Source organism: Pleomorphomonas oryzae DSM 16300 (genome assembly GCF_000422965.1).
Lineage (GTDB): Bacteria > Pseudomonadota > Alphaproteobacteria > Rhizobiales > Pleomorphomonadaceae > Pleomorphomonas > Pleomorphomonas oryzae.
Map to the genome: position 1 here is coordinate 107,303 of NZ_AUHB01000009.1, position 21,284 is coordinate 128,586.

Genomic DNA, 21,284 nt, shown 5'->3' on the forward strand with positions numbered 1-21,284 from the left:
TCGCGATGTCAGATGACTGACACTTTAGCTTCGCAGCAATCTGTTGGGCTTCGCGCCACCGCTTGCTACTCCGCAGCCTTTAGCTCGCAGCTTCCTTGCAAGCCTTGCTGAGGCGATGACGCTCCGCTTTGCTTCATCGATGCACGTTCAAGGCATGGATTCTGAACGACAGGCTCAATGCCGTAGCCAGGGGCGAGCTCATGCAGGAAGCATGGCGGAGAGGCATATTCCCTTGGCTCCAAGTGAAGCTCGTTCTGATCAGGCATCACGCGCTCCCTCACTACATTCCTTGAGCTACCGAGCTTCGAATTTTGCGCCACATGAAACGCTGAGGCAAACGGAATTAGGTACTATTCATTCAAGATATCGAGCCTTGGGCTAGCGACGCTTCAGGACATCGAGAACGTCGGAGAAACCCTCGGTGTTTCCATACAGCGTCACGACCGTTGCCAGCAGTGCACTGATGATCACAGACCGACAGAGACCCTGCTTGATTTCCATGTGACGGCAGACTTCGAGAAGATCGTCATAGGCAAAGCCGAAACTGGTTCGTTCCTCGGCGGTCATGGCTTCCATGATTTGCACCGCAGGGTTCTGGGATAAGGGAGTCATGGATGAATGCATTTGGCGATACCTGGCTTGGGCCTGCTGCCTTGGCAAATCGTGGGGCTCGATCTTCGAGATCGGCGCGACAGCCAGCAGCACTTCGGCAGGTTCAATGAAGAGAGCTTGGGTTGATTTGGAAAATCTGGAGACCGGTTCCTGGGGTGGGAAAGCCGGGCTCCTCATCGCCCAACGGATCGGCGAATTGTTTGGAAGTGTCGTTGGCCTGCAGTTCGGCCAGCAAAGCGTACACGAGCCATTTGACGCGATGATACATGGAAGCCCCGCTTTCCATGCGGCCGACGCCGCACCAAACTACAAACGAGGCCCAAGACCCAAGGTTCCACGATTTTGGCGAGAATTAGCAAAAGAAGTATAAGTACTTATAAGACGGTACCTCCAATCGAACCTACACTCCGTTTCTTCGCGTGAATTGACGCAGACCTGATCGTTATTGTTGAGACAAAATCTCAATACTAAGTCGCCAGATACATGCTTCTGCCGACGCGCAGGCACCAGCCCTGGCCGCCGCAACCGAACGAGATTTAGCTTGGCTTTTGCGTAGCGCCAAATTTTCGGACCCGTGAAGCCAAGTTAGTTGGGAACCATTCGTCCGCATGTACATCCAATGGTTCGAGGGTGAAGCTGAAGGACCAGATGGTTCTCCGGCTCACCTTGTAGTCATAGTCGTCATCGGAGTGCGAGGAGACGCCCTTTGCCAGACGTTCGACAAGATGCAACCGACGTCGTCAGGATGTCCGCTGACCTGGACTTGGCACAACGGGCTTTGGCGCGCGACGGCGGGGCCATTCGAATCATTATCAAGACGCATAACCAGCGACTCTATCGGCTTGCTCGGGGCGTGGTGCGCAACGACAGCGAGGCTGAGGACATTGTCCAGGAGGCCTATGTCAGCGCCTTTGCCCATCTCGGCGACTTTCGCGGCGACGCATCGCTTGGCACTTGGCTGTCTCGCATCGTCATCAACGAAGCGCTTGGTCGGTTGCGCAAAAGACGGCGAACGGCGGAGACGCGCGAGCTCCCGCAGGCCGAGATTATCCCGTTCCCCCTCAATACCGGCGACGATCCGGAGCGGACCATGGCGCAACGGCAGATCCTGGCTCTGGTGGAACGGGCGACCGACAGCCTTCCCGATGTCTATCGGATGGTGTTCGTGGCGCGGGTGATCGAGGGCCTGAGCAATGAAGAGACCGCGGAACTCCTCGGCGTTCGACCCGAGACCGTGAAGACGCGTTTGCATCGTGCTCGCACCCTGCTCCGCAAGGCACTGGACGATCAGATCGGCCCGGTGCTGCTCGATGCTTTTCCCTTTGCCGGCCGGCGCTGCGAGCGGCTGACCACCGCCGTGATGAAACGGCTCGGCCTCGATAGCTGACCACCCATCGAATTTGCTGATTTTGGCGGGAACGTCTTTCGCTGTCCTGCATCCAATGACTGTCAAGAGAAGACAAGCCGATGCGATTTACGCATCGACGAAGGAGGGATCATGTTTATTCAATGCAAATCCGCCCTGGCCGCTCTCATTCTGGTTGGCGCCATGCCCTTCGCGCAAGCGGCCGACAAGCCTACCGACCCGCAGATCGCCCATATTGCCTACACGGCCGGTACGCTCGACATCGAGGCGGCCAAGCAGGCGCTCAAGAAGTCGAAGAACAAGGACGTGCTTGCCTTCGCCCACGACATGGTGCGCGACCACGAGGCGGTGAACGTGCAGGCTCTCGATCTCGTCAAGAAACTGAAGGTCACCCCGGAAGACAACGCGACCAGCCAGGCACTGACCAAGGCTGCCGCGGAGGAGCGGGCAAAACTGGCCAAGCTCAAGGGCGCAGCCTTCGACAAGGCTTATGTCGACAACGAGGTGGCCTATCACAAGCAGGTCAACGGGGCGCTCGAAACGCTGCTCATCCCCTCGGCCAGCAATACCGAATTGAAAGGGCTGCTGGAAACCGGTCTGAAGATCTTCGAAGGCCATGAACAGCACGCTGAGCATGTCGCGAGCATGCTGAAATGAGAGCGATGGTACTCAGTCCGCATCTGGGACTCTCACTGGCGCTCGTCGTCATGGCGACGCCGGTGAAGGCCGAGACCATTCAGGTCACCATAGACAAACTCGTTTTTTCGCCGGCGAGCGTCGAGGCGAAGGTCGGCGATACAATCAAGTGGGTCAACAAGGACGCATTCGCCCACACGGCCACGGTGAAGAACGGCTGGGAAGTCATGATCCCACCCAAGAAGTCGGCGAGCCTGACATTGAAAGCGGCGGGAACAGTCGACTATTTCTGCCGCTTCCATCCGAACATGACAGGCCATATCGCGGTGGCACCGTAGCCGGCCAAATAACGAAGCCCCGGACACCAATGGCATCCGGGGCTTTTGTCTTCACAAGGCTAACTCAACCTGTCTCAGCTGCAGCCGCTCGTCGAGCCACAGGTGTCGCACTTCAGGCAGGTGCCGTTACGCACCATGGTGAAGTTGCCGCATTCCGAGCAGGACTCGCCCTCGTAGCCCTTCATGCGGGCGTGGGCAACGCGGGTCGCATAATCGGGCTGGGCCTGCGTCGAGCCAACCGACGACGGTGCCGGCGTCTCCTCGGCGTCGCGGCGGAAGGCGGTGGCGGCTGAGCCGCCAACGCCGGTTACCGCCGCACCAGCCCGCGCCGTCGCAAAGGCGGAGACGTTGGAGCCGGTGGCGCCGGCACTGGCCGCGCCCTTCGGATCGGGCGTGGCGGAAACCAGCTTCAGCTGCTTGCCGCGCACGAGACCCTTGGAGACAGCCATTTCGCCACCGCGGCCGCTGGTGTCCCTGCCCTCGCCGCCTGTCGGCTTCAGATCGTCCGGCACCACGTGCGCCAGCTCGTAGCGGCCGAGGTAGGAGACGGCGAGTTCGCGGAACACGTAGTCGAGGATCGACGTGGCGTTCTTGATCATCTCGTTGCCCTGCACCATGCCCGCCGGTTCGAAGCGGGTGAAGGTGAAGGCGTCGACATACTCCTCCAGCGGCACGCCCCACTGCAGGCCGAGCGACACCGAGATGGCGAAGTTGTTGAGGAGAGCCCGGAGCGCCGAACCTTCCTTGTTCATGTCGATGAAGATCTCGCCGAGGCGGCCGTCATCATATTCGCCGGTGCGCAGGAACAGCGTGTGACCGCCGATCTTGGCCTTCTGGGTATAGCCCTTGCGGCGAGTCGGCAGCTTCTCCTGCTCGCGGTCGCGCACGTGCTTCTCGACGATGCGCTCGACGATCTTCTCGGAGATCAGCGCGGCGCGCGCCGCAGCCGGCAGAGCGGCCAGCATCTCGGCGGCATCCTCGGCCTCGTCGTCCTCATCGGCGAGCAACTGCGAGTTCAGCGGCTGGCTGAGCTTGGAGCCGTCGCGATAGAGCGCGTTGGCCTTGAGCGCCAGACGCCAGGACAGCATGTAGGCTTCCTTGCAATCCTCGACGGTGGCGTCGTTGGGCATGTTGATGGTCTTGGAGATGGCACCCGAGATGAACGGCTGGGCAGCCGCCATCATGCGGATGTGGCTCTCGACCGACAGGAAGCGCTTGCCGATGCGGCCGCAAGGGTTGGCACAATCGAACACCGGCAGGTGCTCGGCCTTGAGATGCGGCGCGCCTTCCAGCGTCATGGCGCCGCAGACATGGGTGTTGGCGACCTCGATATCGGCCTTGGAGAAGCCCATGTGGGCAAGCAGCTCGAAGGACGGATCGTTCATCTGGGCATCACTGACGCCGAGCTTCTTCATCTCGTCGTCGCCGAGCGTCCAGCGATTGAACACGAACTTGATATCGAAGGCGCTCTTGAGGCTGCCCTTGACCTTGTCGATCGCGGCATCCGACATGCCCTTGGCTCGGAGCGAGCCAGGGTTGACGGCCGGCGCCTGATCGATGGAGGCATGGCCGACGGCGTAAGCCTCGATCTCGGCGATCTGGCTTTCCGTGTAGCCCAGCGTGCGTAGCGCATCCGGCACGGCGCGGTTGATGATCTTGAAGTAGCCGCCGCCGGCCAGTTTCTTGAACTTCACCAGCGCGAAGTCGGGCTCGATACCGGTGGTATCGCAATCCATGACGAGACCGATGGTGCCGGTCGGCGCGATCACCGAAACCTGGGCATTGCGGTAGCCGTGCTTCTCGCCGAGGGCGAGCGCGGCATCCCAGGAGGCGACGGCGGCGTCGAGCAGCGGCTGGTCCTTGATGGAACCGTGGTCAAGCGGCACCGGCAGCGTGTTGAGCTTCTCGTAGCCGGTCGCCTTGCCGTGGGCGGCGAGGCGATGGTTACGGATGACGCGCAGCATGTCCTGGGCATTCTTCTTGTAGCCGGGGAATGGCCCAAGCTCCTTGGCCATCTCGGCCGAGGTGGCGTAGGCAACACCGGTCATCACCGCTGTGATAGCGCCGCAGATGGCGCGACCCTCAGCGCTGTCATAGGGAATGCCCGACGACATCAGGAGGCCGCCAATGTTGGCATAGCCAAGGCCGAGCGTGCGGAACTCATAGGACAGCTGGGCGATCTGGCGCGAGGGGAACTGCGCCATGGTCACCGAGGTCTCGAGCACCACCGTCCACAGGCGGCAGACGTGCTTGAAGCCTTCGACGTCGAAGCTCTTGTCGGCGTTGAGGAAGGGCAACAGGTTGACGGAGGCGAGGTTGCAGGCCGTGTCGTCCAGGAACATGTATTCCGAGCACGGATTGGACGCGCGGATCTCACCCGACTGCGGCGAGGTGTGCCAGTCGTTGATGGTGGTGTGATACTGGATGCCCGGATCGGCCGACGCCCAGGCAGCATAGCCGACCTTTTCCCAGAGATCCGACGCTTCAAGCGTCTTGACCACGCGGCCGTCCTTGCGGGCGGTCAGGTTCCATTTGCCCCCGGTCTCGACCGCGCGGAGGAAGGCGTCGGTGACGCGCACCGAGTTGTTGGAGTTCTGGCCGGCAACGGTGAGATAAGCCTCGGAATCCCAGTCTGTGTCGTAGACGGGGAACTCCATCGAGGTATAGCCCTGCTTGGCGAACTGGATGACGCGGCGGATGTAGTTCTCCGGCACCAATGCCCGCTTGGCGGCGCGCAGCTCACGCTTCAGGGCGTGGTTCTTCAGCGGGTCGAAACGATCGTCGCCGGTTGCTTCCTCGGCCGTGATCGCCGCCATGATGGCCGTGAGGTGCTTGGAGCAGATCTTGGAGCCGGTGACCAGCGCCGCGACCTTCTGCTCTTCCTTGACCTTCCAGTTGATGTACTGCTCGATATCGGGATGGTCGATGTCGACCACCACCATCTTGGCGGCGCGGCGCGTCGTGCCACCCGACTTGATGGCGCCGGCGGCGCGGTCGCCGATCTTCAGGAAGCTCATCAGGCCGGACGATTTGCCGCCACCCGCCAGCTTCTCGCCTTCACCACGCAGCTTGGAGAAGTTGGAGCCGGTGCCGGAGCCGTACTTGAACAGGCGCGCCTCGCGGACCCACAGGTCCATGATGCCGCTTTCGTTGACGAGATCGTCTTCGACCGACTGGATGAAGCAGGCATGCGGCTGCGGATGCTCATAGGCGGTGGCCGAGCGGACGAGCTTGCCGGTCTTGAAGTCGACGTAATAGTGGCCCTGGCTCGGACCATCGATGCCATAGGCCCAGTGAAGGCCGGTGTTGAACCACTGCGGCGAGTTGGGGGCGACGCGCTGGGTGGCCAACATGTAGCGAAGCTCGTCGTGGAAGGCGTGGGCCGCCTCTTCCGACGAGAAGTGGCCAGCCTTCCAGCCCCAGTAGGTCCAGGTGCCGGCCAAGCGGTCGAATACCTGCCGCGCGTCGGTCTCGCCAACAATGCGTTCGGCCTCCGGCAGTTTGGCAAGAGCCTCTTCATCGGGCACGGAGCGCCACAGCCAGGACGGCACGGCATTCTCCTCGACACGCTTCAGCACCGCCGGCACGCCGGCCTTGCGGAAATACTTCTGGGCGAGGATATCGCTCGCCACCTGGCTCCAGGCGGCGGGCACGTGGATATCGGCAGCGCGGAAGACGACGGACCCGTCGGGATTGCGGATCTCGCTGACCGCCACGCGGAATTCGATCCCGTCGTATGGCGAGTGCCCTTCCTTGGTAAAGCGCCGCTCGAACAACATTGGTTAGCCCCTTGAAATTTGCCGGAAACCCACCGCCAGGGCGCGCTTCCCTTGATCTATCTGGCTCATTTTAAGTCCGCGGACGCCATTTGCCGAATGGGGCGGGAATCGGCCATTTGCCGGCCCCGCACTTCATCTAGTGTCCACATCCTTCAACTGGCCCCTACATGTAGGGTTCCGCCGATTCCGTAAATTAAGTGTTAATGCGTTTTCCCCAATCTTCGGAAGCTTTCAACAGCCTTCACCAGTCGGTCCCGATTTCACGCCTCGATGAGTGATTTCGTCTTGACGGAGCTTTGCCGGCAACCGATTCGCGAGGCGCCCTCGGCGCCCGTGCCTCAAGGGCGGTCACCCCTATGAAAGGGACACCGTCCATATGTCTGTTGTTCCGAAAACTGGCGTGGACTCACCAACACCATGGGAAAATGCTAGACCAATTACCCGCCCATGACAACATCATGTAGCGCAAATGTGATATGCACATACTATATATAGAAAACCTCTGAATTTCCTACGCTTCTAGAAAATGGATTCAGACTACCTAAACCATATCGATTCAAGGGTTCTTGAGGCTTTTGTGGTCTGCTCCGGATCACGATCAGCGAAGGCGCGGTCCCTCGGATAAACACGCGCCAGACCACATGAGTTCCGGAGCCTACAGGTCATGCCGCATCACGCCACCTATGCCGTTCCCAACGAACAGCTGGATGTCGTGGTCATCGACGACTCCAAGACCATGCAGGGCATCATCCGCTCGATGCTCAACGCCATGAAGGTGCGACGCATCCGACTGTTCGACAGCACCGAGGCCGCCCTGCATGCCATGCTGAATGAGCCCCCCAACCTCATCATCTGCGAATGGAAGGCCGGCCTCGTCAGCGGGCACCAGTTGCTTCGCATGGTGCGGGCGCGCTTCATGGAACCGCTCTGCTACGTTCCGGTCATCATCCTGACCGCGACGCCGACGCGCGCGATCATCGACAAAGCGATGGGGGCCGGTGCCAATCTCATCGTCGTCAAGCCGATTTCGCCAGCGATCATGCAGGAGCGCATCACCTGGCTGCAGCGCGATCAGCGTGAACTGATTCTCGGGCCTCGCGGCGCTTTCGAGATCGAAGGGGTGCGCGAATCCATGATGGCCCAGCAAGAGCGGGCCGCCGCCGTCCGCAAGGCGGCCACGGCCAAACCAGTCCGCAAGCCGGAAACTGCGCCGCCCCCCGCCCCAGAGGAAGCGCCAAACAACGGAAACATGGCCGCCGATCAGTGGCAGGCATTTCTGCGCACCAAGGAGCAGCTCGAGCGTAAGGCGGGACTCAGGCCAGACGAGACCGATCCCGCGCACAAGCCGGCCGTCAAACCTGCCTGGACGGCGCTCCGTCGAGGATGAGCTCACTTCCGTAAAAAGCCGAAGCCAGCTCTGGACAAGCCCCGGCCACCTCGCCATAGTCCGCGCAACTACGTGGATGGCGAGCTCCAATGCGCGCCGGTGCGATGGGTTCGAGGATCATGACCTTCAAGGAACTGCTGACCGAAATCTTCACCTGGTGGAATGGGCAGACCCTGGGCACCCGCTTCTACACATGGAGAATGGGCCAGCGCGTCGGCGAGGACGAGTTCGGCAACGTCTACTACCAGACCAAGGATGGCGTGCGCCGCTGGGTGATCTATAAGGGCGAGGCGGACGCTTCGAAGATCACGCCGGACTGGCATGGCTGGATCCATCACCGCACCGACACGCCGCCCACCATCGAGAGTTATCGTCGACGCGATTGGCAGAAGCCGCATCAGCCCAACATGACCGGTACGGTCGCCGCCTATCGTCCCAAGGGGTCACTCGCTTCAGCCAAAGGGCGCCCGGCCGTCACGGGCGACTACGATGCCTGGACGCCCGGTTCCTGACTTAAGGCGCCCCAACAGAACGTACACCGACAGACGACGGGACGGATCGCACCGTCCCGTTTTTCGTTGGCGGCGAAAAAGCCGAGAGGCGCGGTTTGCAGCGTTGGACTCGCTTTAGGGAAGCGGATAAGGTCACGATTCAAATAGGTTAGAATATCCGCCCACAACTATGGGGCGGCGAAGGAGGAATTGTTCCGATGTCTCCACGTTCGATCATCATCGACACAGATCCCGGTCAGGACGACGCCGTCGCCTTCATGCTGGCGCTCGCCTTTCCGGAGGCGATCGACGTGCTGGGTATTACTACGGTGGCCGGCAACGTCGGCCTGTCCAAGACATCGACCAACGCGCTGAAGCTTCTGGAGCTCGTCGGCCGTACCGACGTTCCGGTGTTTGCCGGTGCGTCGGCGCCCTTCGCCGTCAAGCTGGAGACTGCCGAATACGTCCATGGCGAAACCGGCCTCAACGGCTGGACCTTCCCGGACCCGGTAACGCCGCTTCGCCCCGAGTTCGCACCAGACTTCATCGTCGAGACGATCATGAGCCGGCCGGAGAAGTCGGTCACGCTGGTGCCGCTCGGCCCGCTCACCAACGTCGCCATGGCGATCGCGCGGGAGCCGCGTATCGCCACGCGACTCGACAAGATCGTGCTGATGGGCGGCGCCAACATCGAAGGCGGCAATTCCACGCCGGCCGCCGAGTTCAATATCTGGGTCGACCCGCACGCCGCTCAGCGCGTGTTCCGGTCCGGCGCCGAAATCGTGGTGATGTCGCTCGACGCGACCCACCAGGCCCTGATCCGCAAATCGTGGCTGGCCGATCTCGCCGCGCTGAAGCGGAAGGCGTCCGAGGCTTTCGTGGGACTTCTCTCCTTCTACGAGCGCTTCGACGAGCAGAAATACGGCTCGGACGGCGGCCCGCTGCATGACCCGACCACCATCGCCTATCTCCTGAAGCCCGAACTGTTCGAGGGCAAGTTCGTCAACGTCGAGATCGAAACCACTCCCGGTCTTTGCTTCGGTCAGACGGTGGTCGATCGCTGGTCGGTGACAGGGCGTGAGAAGAACGCCACTTGGATCACCAAAATCGACGCCGACGGCTTCTTCGCGTTAATTCTGGAAGCATTCCGACGGCTGCCCTGATAAGGGGATGCCAAGAGCTCGCCGCATTTAGCGTGTTGGGTGCCCAAAAGGTATCCGGCGCGCCGCGTCGGGCCAAGAGCCACGCCGGTCAGACGCACTCCATGACGTTCAAGTTTCTCATCCCGCTTGTTGCCCTCGGCCTGACGACCGCGCTCGCCGGACCGGCTGCGGCCGAAAAAATCGCCAATAAGGTGGCCGTCTTCACTGGGCTCGACAAGATCACCGGACGCACCATCGACTTCGATGTCTACGTCGATGAGACGGTGCGCTTCGGATCGCTGCGTGTCACGCCCAAGGTCTGCTACAGCCGGCCGACCACCGAGGCGGCGGAGACGGATGGGTTTGTCGATGTGGAAGAAATCACCCTCGACAAAGAGATCAAGCGCATCTTCTCCGGCTGGATGTTTGCCGCAAGTCCCGGTCTCAATGCCGTGGAGCACCCGGTCTACGACGTCTGGCTGATTGGTTGCCGCATGGACAGCGACGTTCCGCCGCCGGTCGCCAGCAGCACGGAGGTGCGCGTCGCGGTCTCGAACCAAGCTGACCGTGGGGCCGGCAGCGTCGATGACGGCGCGCCGATCCTTCTGACCTTTGTTGGGGGCATCCCTCTTCCTCCCGACAAGCCTGCCGTACCCAGCATGATGATGGAAGACGCGCCGGCAACGGAAGCCCCGGCCGAAGCTCCAGCCGCGGAAGGTACCAACGGCCAGATTCTGGACTGATCCACAATCTTAGCAGAACTGCTTTTCAATCATAAGCATCAACTTCTTATGGCGCCTTTCAAAAGCGCCACATGAGGTTTGCTTCTCTACGCTTGTTCACCGGGCTCCTGCTCCGGTAGCCAGCGAAGCGCTTCTGCGCCCGTGACCGACGAAGGCAACGCACCGAAATCCCCTTGAAGGGTGAGCGCCGCTGCAAGCCGCTGTCCATAGATGCGTTTCGGTATTTCGATCGTTCCGAAATGGGCGAGATGATCAGTGACGAACTGGGTATCGAGCAGCCGATAGCCACCAGCCCTGAGGCGCGCCACAAGGTGCACCAGAGCCACTTTGGAGGCGTCGGTCACGGTCGAGAACATGCTTTCGCCGAAGAAGGCGCCCCCAATCGAAACGCCATAAAGGCCTCCAACCAGTTGCCCATCCTTCCAGCTTTCGACGGTATGGCAATGCCCGCGTCGGAACAGTTCGCCATAGAGCTTGCGGATGGTGGCGTTGATCCAGGTTTTCTCGCGTCCCGGAGCCGGAGCAGCGCAACCGTCGACAACGCCATGGAAGTCGCTGTCGATTCGCATCTCGAACCCGTCCTTGCGCACCGTACGTGCGAGGCGACGGGAAATACGGAAACCATCGAGCGGAATGATGCCGCGCCATTCCGGCTCAATCCAGAACAGGTTGGGATCGTCGGCACTCTCAGCCATCGGGAACATGCCAACCGCATAGGCCTTGAGCAAAATGTCCGCCGTGAGCGTGGGAACGCTCGAGGTCCGATCCGCCATGTCCGCGTTTTCCTCCATCGGCCAAACCGGCCGCACAGTCGCAAGTTTTACCGAGCGCGTTTATAAACCGTTTGGTCAGTTGTATAACTTAGTCTATCGCCTAGGTGCATGGGCGGCACAGCGGGGGCGAGATGGGCGGCTTGTCAGGATACGAGATCGCAGTTGTCTCCGATACCTCTACCATCCCTGCCCTCCTCGCCACTCCAGGCTTCGAGCGAACTCCCTTCCAGTCGCCAAGCTGGTTCGATGCCTGGTTCGCGGTTATGCAACCGTCGGGCATGGACTGCTTCGTTGGCGTGATCCGCAAATCGGACAGCGGCCAGCCGCTGTTCCTATTGCCGCTCGTTCGCGAACGGTGCCATGGCATGACCGTGCTGACCCTGCCCGATCGAGGCGTTAGCGACTATCATGCGGCCCTCGTCAGTCCCGAATTTGCCCCGGACGCGGAGACGATGGACCGCCTCTGGGGCGCTCTTGTGGCAATGCTGCCACCTGCCGACATCCTGTCGATCGAGCGTGTTCCGCCTGAGACGGCGGCGCGCATGCACCTTGCGCACCGAATGCGCCCGTCAAACTTTTCCGCCCATCAGCTACCGATCGATGCCGATTTTGCCACGATCCGCGAGCGCCGGTTCGATCCCTCCAACGCCCGCCGGCTTGCCAAGAACCGCCGCAAGCTCGAGCACAAGGGAAATCTGACGTTCGACATCGTCAGCGGCCCGGAGGCTCTTGCCGACCTCGAACACCTGCTCGATTGGCGGCAGCAGCGTTTTCAGGATGCAATGAGTGACCGGGACGCGGCCATACAACGCAGCTTTTACCGGCGGTTGGTCGAAGAAGGATCGTTGGCCAGAGTTGGGCGGCTACGCCTCGACGACAGCTTGATCGGAGGCTGCCTCGGCCTTGCCGAGGGTGGGCGTATCCTGATCCTGATGATTGCCTACAGCAAAAGCTTCGCCAACTGGGCGCCGGGTCTCCTGACGTTCGAAAGCTGCATGGCCACCGCCGCCGGATTGGGGTTCACTGTCTTCGATCTGACGATCGGTGATGAGTCCTACAAGCAGTTCTTCGGAACCGATTGCGTCGGGCTTTTGGAGCTTCGCCAGCCGTTGACGCTGCGCGGCCGGGCTGTTCTCGCCGCACTCGACCTCAAGCCAAAGATCCGGTGCGTGCTTGAAAGGTTGGGCCTTCTGGACTTTGTCCAGCGCCTTCGGGGAAGGCGCCCGCCAAAAACTGAAAAGCGTCCGAAAGAAACCGAGACACAATAACAAAGACTTGAGGATAAACGCCGATCAGATTGGCGAGCTTTTGCTCTAGGCTTCGGTCGGCGGGACGCGAGTCGCACCCGCCGAGACAGCAGAGCGGGAAGCGAGTCATGGTGTCGCAGCGACCGAGAATTGCCATCTACTATGCGAGCCACGATGGGCAGACCCGCAAGATCGTAGACCGTCTCGGCGAGTTTCTGGGCATGCGCGGTGTGGGCGCGACTATAACCGACCTCTCGGCGAGTTCTTCGCCCATCGTCGACACCGAAGCCGATTTCGTGCTGCTAGCCGCCGCCATTCGCTATGGCTTCCACCTGCCGGCCGCGCGGCGCTTTCTAACCCGTCTGCGGGCGGTGGTTCCCGAGGAGCGCATCGCCTTGGTCTCGATCAACCTCACCGCCCGTAAAGCCGGACGGCAGACCGCCGAAGGCAATGTTTATTTGCGCAATTGGCTGAAGCGGACCGGTATCCGACCGGCCCTGGCCGTAGCGGTTGCCGGCCGGCTCGACTACCCTGCCTATCGGTGGTTCGACCGGATGATGATCCAGGCGATCATGAGCATTTCAGGCGGCCCTACCGACCCCACCACCGTGGTTGAGTATACCAATTGGTCGGAAGTTGAGAATTTGTCGCAAAAGCTGACGAATCTCGTCACGAGCACGCCGTAAAGACTTTCCTTACCATAACTTGCGATCCTGACCTCGGAACGGAGCTTTTCGCCCGCTGGCGCCCTGATGGGGAGCCAACGCTGTGGGCTTCGTGTGTAGGCGTTGAGTGAGTTTTGGCATGGCGACGTTGGCAGCGTATTCGAGCGGTTACGAGCCGGTTTCCTTCAGAGCAGCAGTTCGTTTTTCGGGTCTCCCGGCTGCCTCCGCCATCGTGACGGTGACCGCCGCGGCGACCCTATGGATTGGGCTCAGCCTTACTGCCGTCGGTACCGTCAGCGAAAATCTGTCGGCCGCCCGTCAGTCGGTTTATGACTCCGGCCTGTCTGTCCGGCCATTGCAGGCAACGCTGGCGCCAGCCAAGAAGCTGACCAAGTTCGACAAGCTGCCTTCGATCACCCAACCGGCAACGGACAGGCTTTCGGCGAACGCCATCTTGTTGTCGCGCCAGAACAAAGCGACCGCCGCTGTCGCCATGCACTTGGCCGAAGTGGCCGCGGGGCTGAGACAGCAACAGTTCGAGGCGCGGTTCCAGTCGAACCTGTCGCTGGCCAAACGCGCCGCCTTGGCGGTCGGGCATGACCCGCTCGCCGGTCCCGACGCAGGGGTGCGGCCGCCCGTCGCAGTGGCGGAAGCCCCCGTGCCGGTACCGCGTCCCGCCCTCCCGGCCAAGCCTGTCGAGATCGCCCCCGAGGTACCCAAGGTCGCAGCCGTCGCGCCGCCGGCGATCGCCCCCGCTCCGCCCGCGGTGGCCGTCGCGCCGCAGGCCGTGCCGCAAAAGCAGGACAAGCCGGCCGCCGCGATTATCGTCGACCCCAAGCCCAGAACGGACGTCGCCGTTGTCGAGCCGTTCCGGCGGCCCGGTGTTGCCATCTACGACATCACGGCCGGCGTCGTTCACATGCCCAACGGCGAGAAGCTCGAGGCCCACTCCGGCCTCGGCAACATGATGGACGACACACGCTACATCCACGTCAAGATGCGGGGCCCCACCCCGCCCGGAACCTACAAGCTCACCATGCGCGAGAGCCTGTTCCACGGCGTCGAAGCGATCCGCCTCACTCCGGTCGACGGCAAGAAGCCGTTCGGTCGCGATGGCCTGCTCGCCCACACCTACATGCTGCGCAGGCCCGGTGAATCCAACGGCTGCGTTTCGTTCCGCGACTATGGTCGCTTCCTTGCCGCCTTCAAGCGAGGCGAAGTCAGGCAGATGGTGGTGGTCTCGCGCCTCGGCAGCAAGAGCGAACCCAAGGTCGCCTCGCTGTTCTCCTGGTTCAAGAGCTGACTGGAGCGAGGGCCTATATCCGAGGAACGAACACCTTGATGGCGCCACGGCGCAGGCTAAAGACCGCCGGGGTCTGGGTGACAATCTCGCCGTCGGCGTTGACCGGCATCGGCCGGCGGGTGCGAATTTCAAAGCGGCTGCCGCTCATGGTTCGCACCTCGTCTCTGAGGCCATGGCGTCCCTGCCGAAACGCCAGCGCCATGAAGGGCAGCTTCCAGACGTCTCGGAATTCCAGTGAATAGAGATCAAGGCGACCGTCGTCGATCTCGGCGGTTTCCTCGACGATCATGCCACCCCCATAATGGCGGCCGTTGCCGACGGCGATCTGCAGCGAGCGAACGGGGGTGTCCTTGCCGTCATCGGAACGAATGACGGCTCCAAACCGGCGCGCTTCGATCAGCACCTCTGTTGCGGTCAGCGCATAGGCGAGCCGCCCCCAGCGACGTTTCGTCTCCCGGTTTAGCCGGTCGGCCAGCTTGGCACTCATGCCAAGGCTGGCCACGTTGAAGAAGGGCTTGCCGTTGACCTCGCCGACGTCAATCGCTTTGATCTGCCCGTCGGCGATGATACGTGCCGCGCCGACCATGTCGAGCGGCAGGGCAAGGGTACGAGCAAGATCGTTGGCAGTACCGCCCGGCAGGACGCCGAGTGGCAGGCCACTCTCGATCAACGCCGGGGCGGCTGCGTTGAGGCTGCCATCGCCGCCGGCGATCACCACAAGCTCGACCTTGCCGGCATGCCGTTCGATGGCAGCGGCGAGCGACTCGCCTTCACGCCAGGCCGGGCGCAACACATCGATGCCGGCCTTGTGCAGTTCGACCACAGCAGCATCGACCCCGGCACCGGCCGAACGACTATGAGGATTTGCGAGGATGAGGGCGCGTTGGTTCATTTGATATCAGCCAAGAAGGCCGCCGAAATAGGCTACGATATTGGCGCCGGCAAAGACCAGAACGCCCGTCCAGATGAACGTTGCCAGCGTCAGAACGAGACCGAGCATCAGGGCAAGCCCGTCGCGAGCCACCAGCGACAGACCGATGACCAGCAGGCTCGCCACCGGACCAATGTTGCCGAAGGGGATCGGCAACGCCAGCACCACGGCAAGCACCAACACGGGGAAGCCCACCAGAATGTGGCTCCATCGACCGGTCAGGGATCGCCATCGTCCCTCACGGACGATGGCCTCGAGCCTGTTCACCCAAGGGAGTGCCCGGGTGATGACCACCTTTACCCCAGCAGCCGTCACATGACGATCGGCGAGGAACTGCGGTAAGGCAAGGCGGCGGCAGCCGATCAGCATCTGGCAGGCGATCAGCACCAGGCAACTGCCCGTTATCATGCCGAATGGGCCAGGAATGGGAATCATTGCCGGCAACGCCAGCGCGATCAGGGCCAGGCCAAACCCGCTTTGCCCAAGACGCTGGATGAGATCACCGAGCGTTACCCGCTCCCGATCTGAGATATCGGCGGCTATGCCGTGAAGCACCGACGACGCGTAACCGCGGGCCTCACTGCCAGCCGTCATGGGGAAACTCTCCTGTCGATACACTTGCCGGCTCCGATCGGGACGGACGCCGCTCTCTGCAATATTTGGGGTAGTGATACGTATATTCAATTACGGCCCGCTGGATGGTCGTCCCGAATATGGGAAGCCGTACGCAGGCAGGCAGTTCTCCTCACGGGTAAAAACCCGAGGGTTTCCGAATGAGACTTTTGGAGCGGCCTGCGAGAAATCTTGCGAAATCGGGGGAGCCCAAACCCTTCTAGTTATTTCTCCGAGCTTTCTTGACCGCCCGGTCAAGATAATAGCGAGGGCTCCTGGGCTGAGACCCACTTTCCCCGGCACCAAGCCGCGGACAAGCAAGAATCATATCTCTGGGGGCTGGATTGAACTTCGTGAAAAAGAAAAGCATCGCCGATCTGATGGCGCAGGCGGGCGGTAAGGTCCTGCCGCGCACGCTCGGCGCCTTCGATCTGTTCCTGATGGGCATTGGCGTCATCATCGGTACCGGCATCTTCGTGATGACCGGCGTCGCCGCCGCGACCTACGCGGGACCAGGTATCATTCTGTCCTTCGCCTTTTCGGCAGTGGCCTGCGCCTTCATCTGCCTGGCCTATTCGGAACTCGCCGCCGCGCTTCCCGCCGCTGGCAGTTCCTATGCCTACAGCTACGCCGCCGCGGGCGAGTTCGTGGCCTGGCTGGTCGGCTGGAACCTGATCCTCGAATATACGGTGGGCGCCTCGGCGGTTGCCGCCGGCTGGTCGGCTTATTTCGTCGGTATCCTGAAGTCGGGCGGCATCGAACTGCCGCACGCACTGACCGCCGTGCCGCATGATGGAGGCATCGTCAATCTGCCGGCCGTGTTGATCATCGCCTTCCTGACGCTGCTGCTGGTGCTTGGGGTAAGGGAGAGCATGCGCCTGTCCCGCATCCTCGTGTTCATCAAGCTCGGCGCCATCTTCCTGTTCCTGCTGCTGGCGACGCCTCATGTCACCCCGCAAAACTGGGTGCCGTTCCTGCCCTTCGGCATGCAGGGCATCACTGCCGGCGCGGCGATCATCTTCCTCGCCTACATCGGCTTCGACTCGCTGGCGACAGCGGCCGAGGAGACGAGGAACCCGCAGCGCAACATGCCGATCGGCATCATCGGCTCGCTGGTCGCCTGCACGGTGCTGTACATGGCGGTATCCGCCGTGCTGACCGGCGTAGCGCCCTATACCGAGCTCAACAACGCCGAGCCGGTGACCTACGCGCTGCGCAAGATCGGCTACAACTTCGGTTCGGCCATTGTCGGCGTCGGCGCCATCGCCGGCCTCACCACGGTCTGCCTGGTGCTGATCTACGCCCAGACACGCGCCTTCTTCGCCATGGCCCGTGACGGGCTGATTCCTGAAGGCATCTGCAAGGTGCATCGCAGGTTCGGCACGCCGCATATCGCGACGATCTTCGTCGGAACGATGATTGCGCTGATCTCGGGCTTCACGCCGATCGGCATCGTCGCCGAGATGTGCAACATCGGAACGCTGTTCGCCTTCATCGTCACGTCGGCCTGCGTGCTGATCCTGCGCAAGACCCATCCGGATCTGAAGCGGCCGTTCCGCTGCCCGGCCGCCTGGGTGATCGCGCCGCTGGCCATCATCTGCAGCCTGATCATCATGTTCAGCCTGCCGGGCGCCACCTGGATCCGCTTCGTCGTGTGGAGCGTTCTCGGCGCAGTGATCTATCTGGCCTACGGTGCTCGCCACAGCAAGCTGACGACGGCGGAAACCGTCCCGGTGCCTGCTGAATAAGATGCACAATCAGCTACCGCCGGTCGTCGCTCGCGCGATTGTCATCGGCGGTGGCAACTCCATCTCTTGATGCGATTGAGAGGCGACGGCACATAGGAGGATCATCGCACGGAGACCTCCATGCCGCCGCTTTCCATCCTAGAGCTCGCCCGCGTTACCGAAGACACCGATGCAAAGGGCGCGCTCGACAACGCCCGCGACCTCGCCCGCCACGCCGAGGGCCTCGGTTACAAGCGCATTTGGGTCGCCGAACATCACAATATGCGCGGCATCGCCAGCGCGGCCACCTCGATCGTCATTGCCCACATCGCTGCGGGGACGTCGACCATCCGCGTGGGCGCCGGCGGCATCATGCTGCCCAACCATGCTCCCTATATCATCGCCGAGCAGTTTGGCACGCTCGCCCGCCTCTACGGCGACCGGATCGATCTTGGCCTCGGCCGAGCGCCCGGCACCGATCAGTTGACGCTCAGGGCCATTCGGCGCCCACCGGAGGCGGCCGATCATTTCCCGGAAGATGTTATTGAGCTACAGGCCTATTTCGAGCCTGTGGCCGAGGGCCAAAGACTGGAAGCGGTGCCGGCCGCCGGCACGCGCGTGCCACTCTGGATCCTGGGATCGAGCCATTTCGGCGCTCTGTTGGCGGCAGAACTCGGCCTGCCCTACGCTTTCGCCTCGCACTTTGCGCCGGATCTGTTGCTGCCGGCGCTCGACATCTACCGCAGCCGCTTCAAGCCGTCGGAGACACTGGGGCGGCCCTATGCCATGGTCGGCGCCAATGTGATCGCGGCCGACACCGACGAAGAGGCGCGGCGACTTTTCACCACGCAGCAGATGGCGTTCGCCAGCCTCCGGCGCGGTGCACGCGGTTTGTCGAAGCCGCCCATCGACGATATCGACAGCTTTTGGACGCCGGAAGAGAAGGCCGACGCCGGCCGCATGCTGTCCCGTTCGATCGTTGGATCGCGGGAGACCGTGCGGCGCGGCCTTGAGGATCTCGCCGGCGAGACTGGCGCCGACGAGATCATGCTGGTTTCCGATGTCTACGACCACGCGAAGCGGCTGAAATCGATCTCGCTCATTGCCGAGGCGGCCGGCATGACGGCGGATGCAGTGGTCGCTGTTCTTTGAGACGGGGCGGTTTTCTCAGCTGAACCCCGCCACAGCGTGCGGAATGTAAGGCCCTTCGAGCGCGGCAATTTCCTCGGGCGTCAGGCGCAGATCGAGGGCGGCAACGGCGTCGTCGATCTGGCCGGGTTTCGAGGCTCCGACGATGGGCGCCGACACTTCCGCCTTCTGCAGTACCCAGGCGAGCGCTACCTGCGCACGCGGCAATCCTCGCGCCGTGGCGATCGCCGCCACCGCCTCGACGATCTGCCGGTCGGAGTCCTCGGTGCCGTTGTAGAGCGTCTTGCCGAAGGCATCGAGCTCCTGCCGGCGGGAGACGCTGTCCCAGTCGCGGGTCAGGCGACCACGCGCCAGCGGGCTCCAGGGAATGACGCCGATGCCCTCGTCACGGCAGAGCGGCAGCATCTCGCGCTCTTCCTCGCGATAGAGCAGGTTCAGGTGGTTCTGCATGGTGACGAAGCGCGTCCAGCCATTCCTCTCGGCGACGTGCAGCGCCTTGGCAAACTGCCAGGCGAACATTGAGGACGCACCGATATAGCGGGCCTTGCCGGCCTTCACCACGTCGTGCAGCGCTTCCATGGTCTCCTCGATCGGCGTGCCATAGTCCCAACGATGGATCTGGTAGAGATCGACATAATCGGTACCGAGCCGGCGGAGGCTGGCATCGATGCCGGCGAAAATCGCCTTGCGGGAAAGGCCGGAGGAATTCGGCACCTTCTTGGCGTCGCTGAAAGCCAAGGGGAAATAAATCTTGGTGGCCAGCACGATCTCGTCGCGGCGGGCGAAATCCTTGAGCGCCCGACCGACGATTTCCTCCGACGTGCCGTCGGAATAGCTGTTCGCCGTGTCGAAGAAGTTGATGCCCGCCTCGACTGCCTGTTTGATTAGCGGCCGGCTCTGCTCTTCCGGCAACGTCCAGGGATGGGCACCACGCTCCGGCACGCCGTAGGTCATGCATCCCAGGCAGATGCGCGAGACGTCGAGGCCGGTGCGGCCAAGCTTGGTGTAGTCCATGGGAATCCCCTCAATCTTGCGACTTTGACCTGAGCCTAGCAGGTCCGGTAGGCGGCGCAAAAGCGCCCTTCAGCAGCCCAGCCGTGCGCCTGGGGCTGATCGATGGCGGAGACCGAAGTCATCGGCAATGGCGATTTGTCGGCAGGCTTGCATCGCGATAAAACTTGTCGCTCACAGCAAGCGAGGGCGCCATGCAGAGCTTCACCTACTGGAACACCACCCGCATCCATTTCGGCAAGGGACAGATCGCTCGCATCGCCGAGGAAGTACCGGCCAACGCCCACGTCCTGATCACCTATGGCGGTGGTTCGGTGCTGAAGAACGGCGTCATGGATCAGGTGCGGGCCGCTCTCGTCGGTCGCACGGTGTTCGAGTTCGGCGGAATCGAAGCCAATCCGCATTTCGAGACGCTGGTGAAGGTCGCCGACCTGGCACGCGCCGAAAAGATCGACTTCCTGCTTGCCGTGGGCGGCGGTTCGGTGGCCGACGGCACCAAGTTCGTGGCCGCTGCGGCGCTGTTCGAGGGCGACCCGTGGGACATTCTCGTCGAGCGTGGCACCAACGTCCGGGCTGCCCTACCGGTTGGCTGTGTCATGACGCTGCCGGCCACCGGCTCGGAGATGAACCGCAACGCCGTCATCACCCGCGCCAGCACGCAGGACAAGCTACCGATGAATTCGGTGCATGTGATGCCGCGCTTCTCGGTGCTCGATCCGGAGACCACTTTCTCGCTGCCGCAGCGCCAGACCGCCAACGGCGTGGTCGACAGCTTCATGCACGTGTTGGAGCAGTATCTCACCTATCCCGTCGGCGCCAAGGTACAGGACCGCTTTGCCGAAGGCCTTCTGCTGACCATCCTGGAGGAAGGCCCCAAGGCACTCAGCGAGCCGACCAATTATGCCGTTCGCGCCAATCTGATGTGGGCGGCCACCATGGCGCTCAACGACCTTCTGTCGCGAGGCGTCCCAGGCGATTGGGCCACCCACCGCATCGGCCACGAGCTGACCGGCCTCTACGGGCTCGATCACGCGGCGACGCTGGCCGTGGTACTGCCGTCGCTCCTGAAGGTGAAGCGGGTCCAGAAGCGGGAGAAGCTGCTGCAATATGCCGAGCGGGTGTTCGGCATCACGACGGGCAGCGACGACGATCGCATCGACGCCGCCATCGAGCGGACGCGCGCCTTCTTCGAGGCGATGGGCGTCAAGACCAGGCTGTCCGACTACGGCCTCAATGCTCGCATCATTCCAGAAGTGGCGGACAAGCTGCGCGAGCACTGGCAGGTGCCGCTTGGCGAACACCGCGACGTCACCCCGGAAGTCGCCTCGGAGATTCTCGAGCTGGCGCTCTGACGAACGCAGCTCAGACAGGG

At 62.3% G+C, this 21,284-nt stretch carries 19 protein-coding genes and 1 pseudogene; 13 read left to right on the top strand and 7 right to left on the bottom strand.

What is annotated here, in order from left to right:
• Positions 1–378: 378 nt before the first annotated feature.
• Both G522_RS0115585 and G522_RS30065 read right to left on the bottom strand, forming a co-directional pair.
• Positions 379–576 (bottom strand): hypothetical protein, encoded by a 198-nt coding sequence (locus tag G522_RS0115585; protein WP_156886949.1) that lies wholly within the window; start codon positions 574–576, stop codon positions 379–381.
• A gap of 139 nt (positions 577–715) precedes the next feature.
• Positions 716–880, bottom strand: coding sequence for a hypothetical protein (locus G522_RS30065; protein ID WP_156886950.1), 165 nt, complete (start codon positions 878–880; stop codon positions 716–718).
• Positions 881–1,357: 477 nt separating this feature from the next.
• Here G522_RS30065 and G522_RS0115595 point away from each other — a divergent pair, with 477 nt between their 5' ends.
• From G522_RS0115595 to G522_RS0115605, 3 genes are all read left to right on the top strand, one after another.
• Entirely contained in the window at positions 1,358–1,999 is a 642-nt protein-coding gene (locus G522_RS0115595; protein ID WP_051228701.1) for an RNA polymerase sigma factor, read from the top strand.
• A 111-nt stretch (positions 2,000–2,110) separates the two neighbouring features.
• Positions 2,111–2,635 (top strand): DUF4142 domain-containing protein, encoded by a 525-nt coding sequence (locus tag G522_RS0115600; protein ID WP_026791846.1) that lies wholly within the window; start codon positions 2,111–2,113, stop codon positions 2,633–2,635.
• Positions 2,636–2,640: 5 nt separating this feature from the next.
• Positions 2,641–2,952, top strand: a complete 312-nt coding sequence (locus G522_RS0115605; protein ID WP_156886951.1) for a cupredoxin domain-containing protein — start codon at positions 2,641–2,643, stop codon at positions 2,950–2,952.
• A 74-nt stretch (positions 2,953–3,026) separates the two neighbouring features.
• On the opposite strand, the gene G522_RS0115610 is transcribed toward G522_RS0115605, so the two are convergent.
• Positions 3,027–6,731: a vitamin B12-dependent ribonucleotide reductase gene (locus tag G522_RS0115610; RefSeq protein ID WP_026791848.1), complete on the bottom strand. Its 3,705-nt coding sequence runs from the start codon at positions 6,729–6,731 to the stop codon at positions 3,027–3,029.
• Between the two features lie 664 nt (positions 6,732–7,395).
• Between G522_RS0115610 and G522_RS29055 the strand changes: the two genes are divergently transcribed.
• From G522_RS29055 to G522_RS30695, 4 genes and pseudogenes are all read left to right on the top strand, one after another.
• Positions 7,396–8,118, top strand: a complete 723-nt coding sequence (locus G522_RS29055; protein WP_051228686.1) for a response regulator — start codon at positions 7,396–7,398, stop codon at positions 8,116–8,118.
• A 119-nt stretch (positions 8,119–8,237) separates the two neighbouring features.
• Positions 8,238–8,630 carry an NADH:ubiquinone oxidoreductase subunit NDUFA12 gene (locus tag G522_RS0115620; protein ID WP_026791849.1) on the top strand — a complete coding sequence of 131 codons (393 nt, stop codon included), beginning with the start codon at positions 8,238–8,240 and terminating at the stop codon, positions 8,628–8,630.
• Positions 8,631–8,827: 197 nt separating this feature from the next.
• Positions 8,828–9,772: a nucleoside hydrolase gene (locus G522_RS0115625; RefSeq protein WP_036839593.1), complete on the top strand. Its 945-nt coding sequence runs from the start codon at positions 8,828–8,830 to the stop codon at positions 9,770–9,772.
• Between the two features lie 101 nt (positions 9,773–9,873).
• Positions 9,874–10,281, top strand: a pseudogene (locus tag G522_RS30695) (DUF2155 domain-containing protein); the annotation flags it as partial.
• Positions 10,282–10,580: 299 nt separating this feature from the next.
• Here G522_RS30695 and aat read toward each other — a convergent pair.
• On the bottom strand, positions 10,581–11,267 hold the full coding sequence (gene aat / locus G522_RS0115635) for a leucyl/phenylalanyl-tRNA--protein transferase (protein WP_026791851.1): 687 nt from the start codon (positions 11,265–11,267) through the stop codon (positions 10,581–10,583).
• Between the two features lie 131 nt (positions 11,268–11,398).
• Here aat and G522_RS0115640 point away from each other — a divergent pair, with 131 nt between their 5' ends.
• The 3 genes from G522_RS0115640 (at position 11,399) to G522_RS29060 (ending at position 14,482) form a co-directional block, all read left to right on the top strand.
• Complete coding sequence (locus G522_RS0115640; protein WP_084633214.1) at positions 11,399–12,535, top strand: GNAT family N-acetyltransferase; 1,137 nt, start codon at positions 11,399–11,401, stop codon at positions 12,533–12,535.
• A gap of 107 nt (positions 12,536–12,642) precedes the next feature.
• Positions 12,643–13,200, top strand: coding sequence for a menaquinone-dependent protoporphyrinogen IX dehydrogenase (hemG, locus tag G522_RS0115645; RefSeq protein WP_026791853.1), 558 nt, complete (start codon positions 12,643–12,645; stop codon positions 13,198–13,200).
• Between the two features lie 118 nt (positions 13,201–13,318).
• Positions 13,319–14,482 (top strand): tlde1 domain-containing protein, encoded by a 1,164-nt coding sequence (locus G522_RS29060; RefSeq protein WP_051228687.1) that lies wholly within the window; start codon positions 13,319–13,321, stop codon positions 14,480–14,482.
• A gap of 13 nt (positions 14,483–14,495) precedes the next feature.
• Here G522_RS29060 and G522_RS0115655 read toward each other — a convergent pair whose 3' ends face one another.
• Positions 14,496–15,374: a lipid kinase gene (locus G522_RS0115655; RefSeq protein ID WP_026791854.1), complete on the bottom strand. Its 879-nt coding sequence runs from the start codon at positions 15,372–15,374 to the stop codon at positions 14,496–14,498.
• Between the two features lie 6 nt (positions 15,375–15,380).
• Positions 15,381–16,007: an exopolysaccharide biosynthesis protein gene (locus tag G522_RS0115660; protein WP_026791855.1), complete on the bottom strand. Its 627-nt coding sequence runs from the start codon at positions 16,005–16,007 to the stop codon at positions 15,381–15,383.
• A gap of 371 nt (positions 16,008–16,378) precedes the next feature.
• On the opposite strand from G522_RS0115660, the gene G522_RS0115665 reads away from it, so the two are divergent.
• Together G522_RS0115665 and G522_RS0115670 are read left to right on the top strand one after the other, a co-directional pair.
• Positions 16,379–17,773 (top strand): amino acid permease, encoded by a 1,395-nt coding sequence (locus G522_RS0115665; protein ID WP_245586675.1) that lies wholly within the window; start codon positions 16,379–16,381, stop codon positions 17,771–17,773.
• A 120-nt stretch (positions 17,774–17,893) separates the two neighbouring features.
• Positions 17,894–18,904 carry an LLM class flavin-dependent oxidoreductase gene (locus tag G522_RS0115670; RefSeq protein WP_026791857.1) on the top strand — a complete coding sequence of 337 codons (1,011 nt, stop codon included), beginning with the start codon at positions 17,894–17,896 and terminating at the stop codon, positions 18,902–18,904.
• Positions 18,905–18,919: 15 nt separating this feature from the next.
• Here the strand turns inward: G522_RS0115670 and G522_RS0115675 are convergent, their stop codons facing one another.
• The gene (locus G522_RS0115675; protein WP_026791858.1) at positions 18,920–19,915 is read right to left on the bottom strand and encodes an aldo/keto reductase; all 996 of its coding nucleotides are present in this window, start codon (positions 19,913–19,915) and stop codon (positions 18,920–18,922) included.
• Between the two features lie 191 nt (positions 19,916–20,106).
• Here G522_RS0115675 and G522_RS0115680 point away from each other — a divergent pair, with 191 nt between their 5' ends.
• Complete coding sequence (locus G522_RS0115680; protein ID WP_026791859.1) at positions 20,107–21,264, top strand: iron-containing alcohol dehydrogenase; 1,158 nt, start codon at positions 20,107–20,109, stop codon at positions 21,262–21,264.
• Positions 21,265–21,284 lie beyond the last annotated feature (20 nt).

Coding starts and splice junctions, on each gene's coding strand:
- G522_RS0115585 (WP_156886949.1), bottom strand. CDS start 576: ATGGAAGCCATGACCGCCGAGGAACGAACCAGTTTCGGCTTTGCCTAT.
- G522_RS30065 (WP_156886950.1), bottom strand. CDS start 880: ATGTATCATCGCGTCAAATGGCTCGTGTACGCTTTGCTGGCCGAACTG.
- G522_RS0115595 (WP_051228701.1), top strand. CDS start 1,358: ATGTCCGCTGACCTGGACTTGGCACAACGGGCTTTGGCGCGCGACGGC.
- G522_RS0115600 (WP_026791846.1), top strand. CDS start 2,111: ATGTTTATTCAATGCAAATCCGCCCTGGCCGCTCTCATTCTGGTTGGC.
- G522_RS0115605 (WP_156886951.1), top strand. CDS start 2,641: ATGGTACTCAGTCCGCATCTGGGACTCTCACTGGCGCTCGTCGTCATG.
- G522_RS0115610 (WP_026791848.1), bottom strand. CDS start 6,731: ATGTTGTTCGAGCGGCGCTTTACCAAGGAAGGGCACTCGCCATACGAC.
- G522_RS29055 (WP_051228686.1), top strand. CDS start 7,396: ATGCCGCATCACGCCACCTATGCCGTTCCCAACGAACAGCTGGATGTC.
- G522_RS0115620 (WP_026791849.1), top strand. CDS start 8,238: ATGACCTTCAAGGAACTGCTGACCGAAATCTTCACCTGGTGGAATGGG.
- G522_RS0115625 (WP_036839593.1), top strand. CDS start 8,828: ATGTCTCCACGTTCGATCATCATCGACACAGATCCCGGTCAGGACGAC.
- aat (WP_026791851.1), bottom strand. CDS start 11,267: ATGGCGGATCGGACCTCGAGCGTTCCCACGCTCACGGCGGACATTTTG.
- G522_RS0115640 (WP_084633214.1), top strand. CDS start 11,399: ATGGGCGGCTTGTCAGGATACGAGATCGCAGTTGTCTCCGATACCTCT.
- hemG (WP_026791853.1), top strand. CDS start 12,643: ATGGTGTCGCAGCGACCGAGAATTGCCATCTACTATGCGAGCCACGAT.
- G522_RS29060 (WP_051228687.1), top strand. CDS start 13,319: ATGGCGACGTTGGCAGCGTATTCGAGCGGTTACGAGCCGGTTTCCTTC.
- G522_RS0115655 (WP_026791854.1), bottom strand. CDS start 15,374: ATGAACCAACGCGCCCTCATCCTCGCAAATCCTCATAGTCGTTCGGCC.
- G522_RS0115660 (WP_026791855.1), bottom strand. CDS start 16,007: ATGACGGCTGGCAGTGAGGCCCGCGGTTACGCGTCGTCGGTGCTTCAC.
- G522_RS0115670 (WP_026791857.1), top strand. CDS start 17,894: ATGCCGCCGCTTTCCATCCTAGAGCTCGCCCGCGTTACCGAAGACACC.
- G522_RS0115675 (WP_026791858.1), bottom strand. CDS start 19,915: ATGGACTACACCAAGCTTGGCCGCACCGGCCTCGACGTCTCGCGCATC.
- G522_RS0115680 (WP_026791859.1), top strand. CDS start 20,107: ATGCAGAGCTTCACCTACTGGAACACCACCCGCATCCATTTCGGCAAG.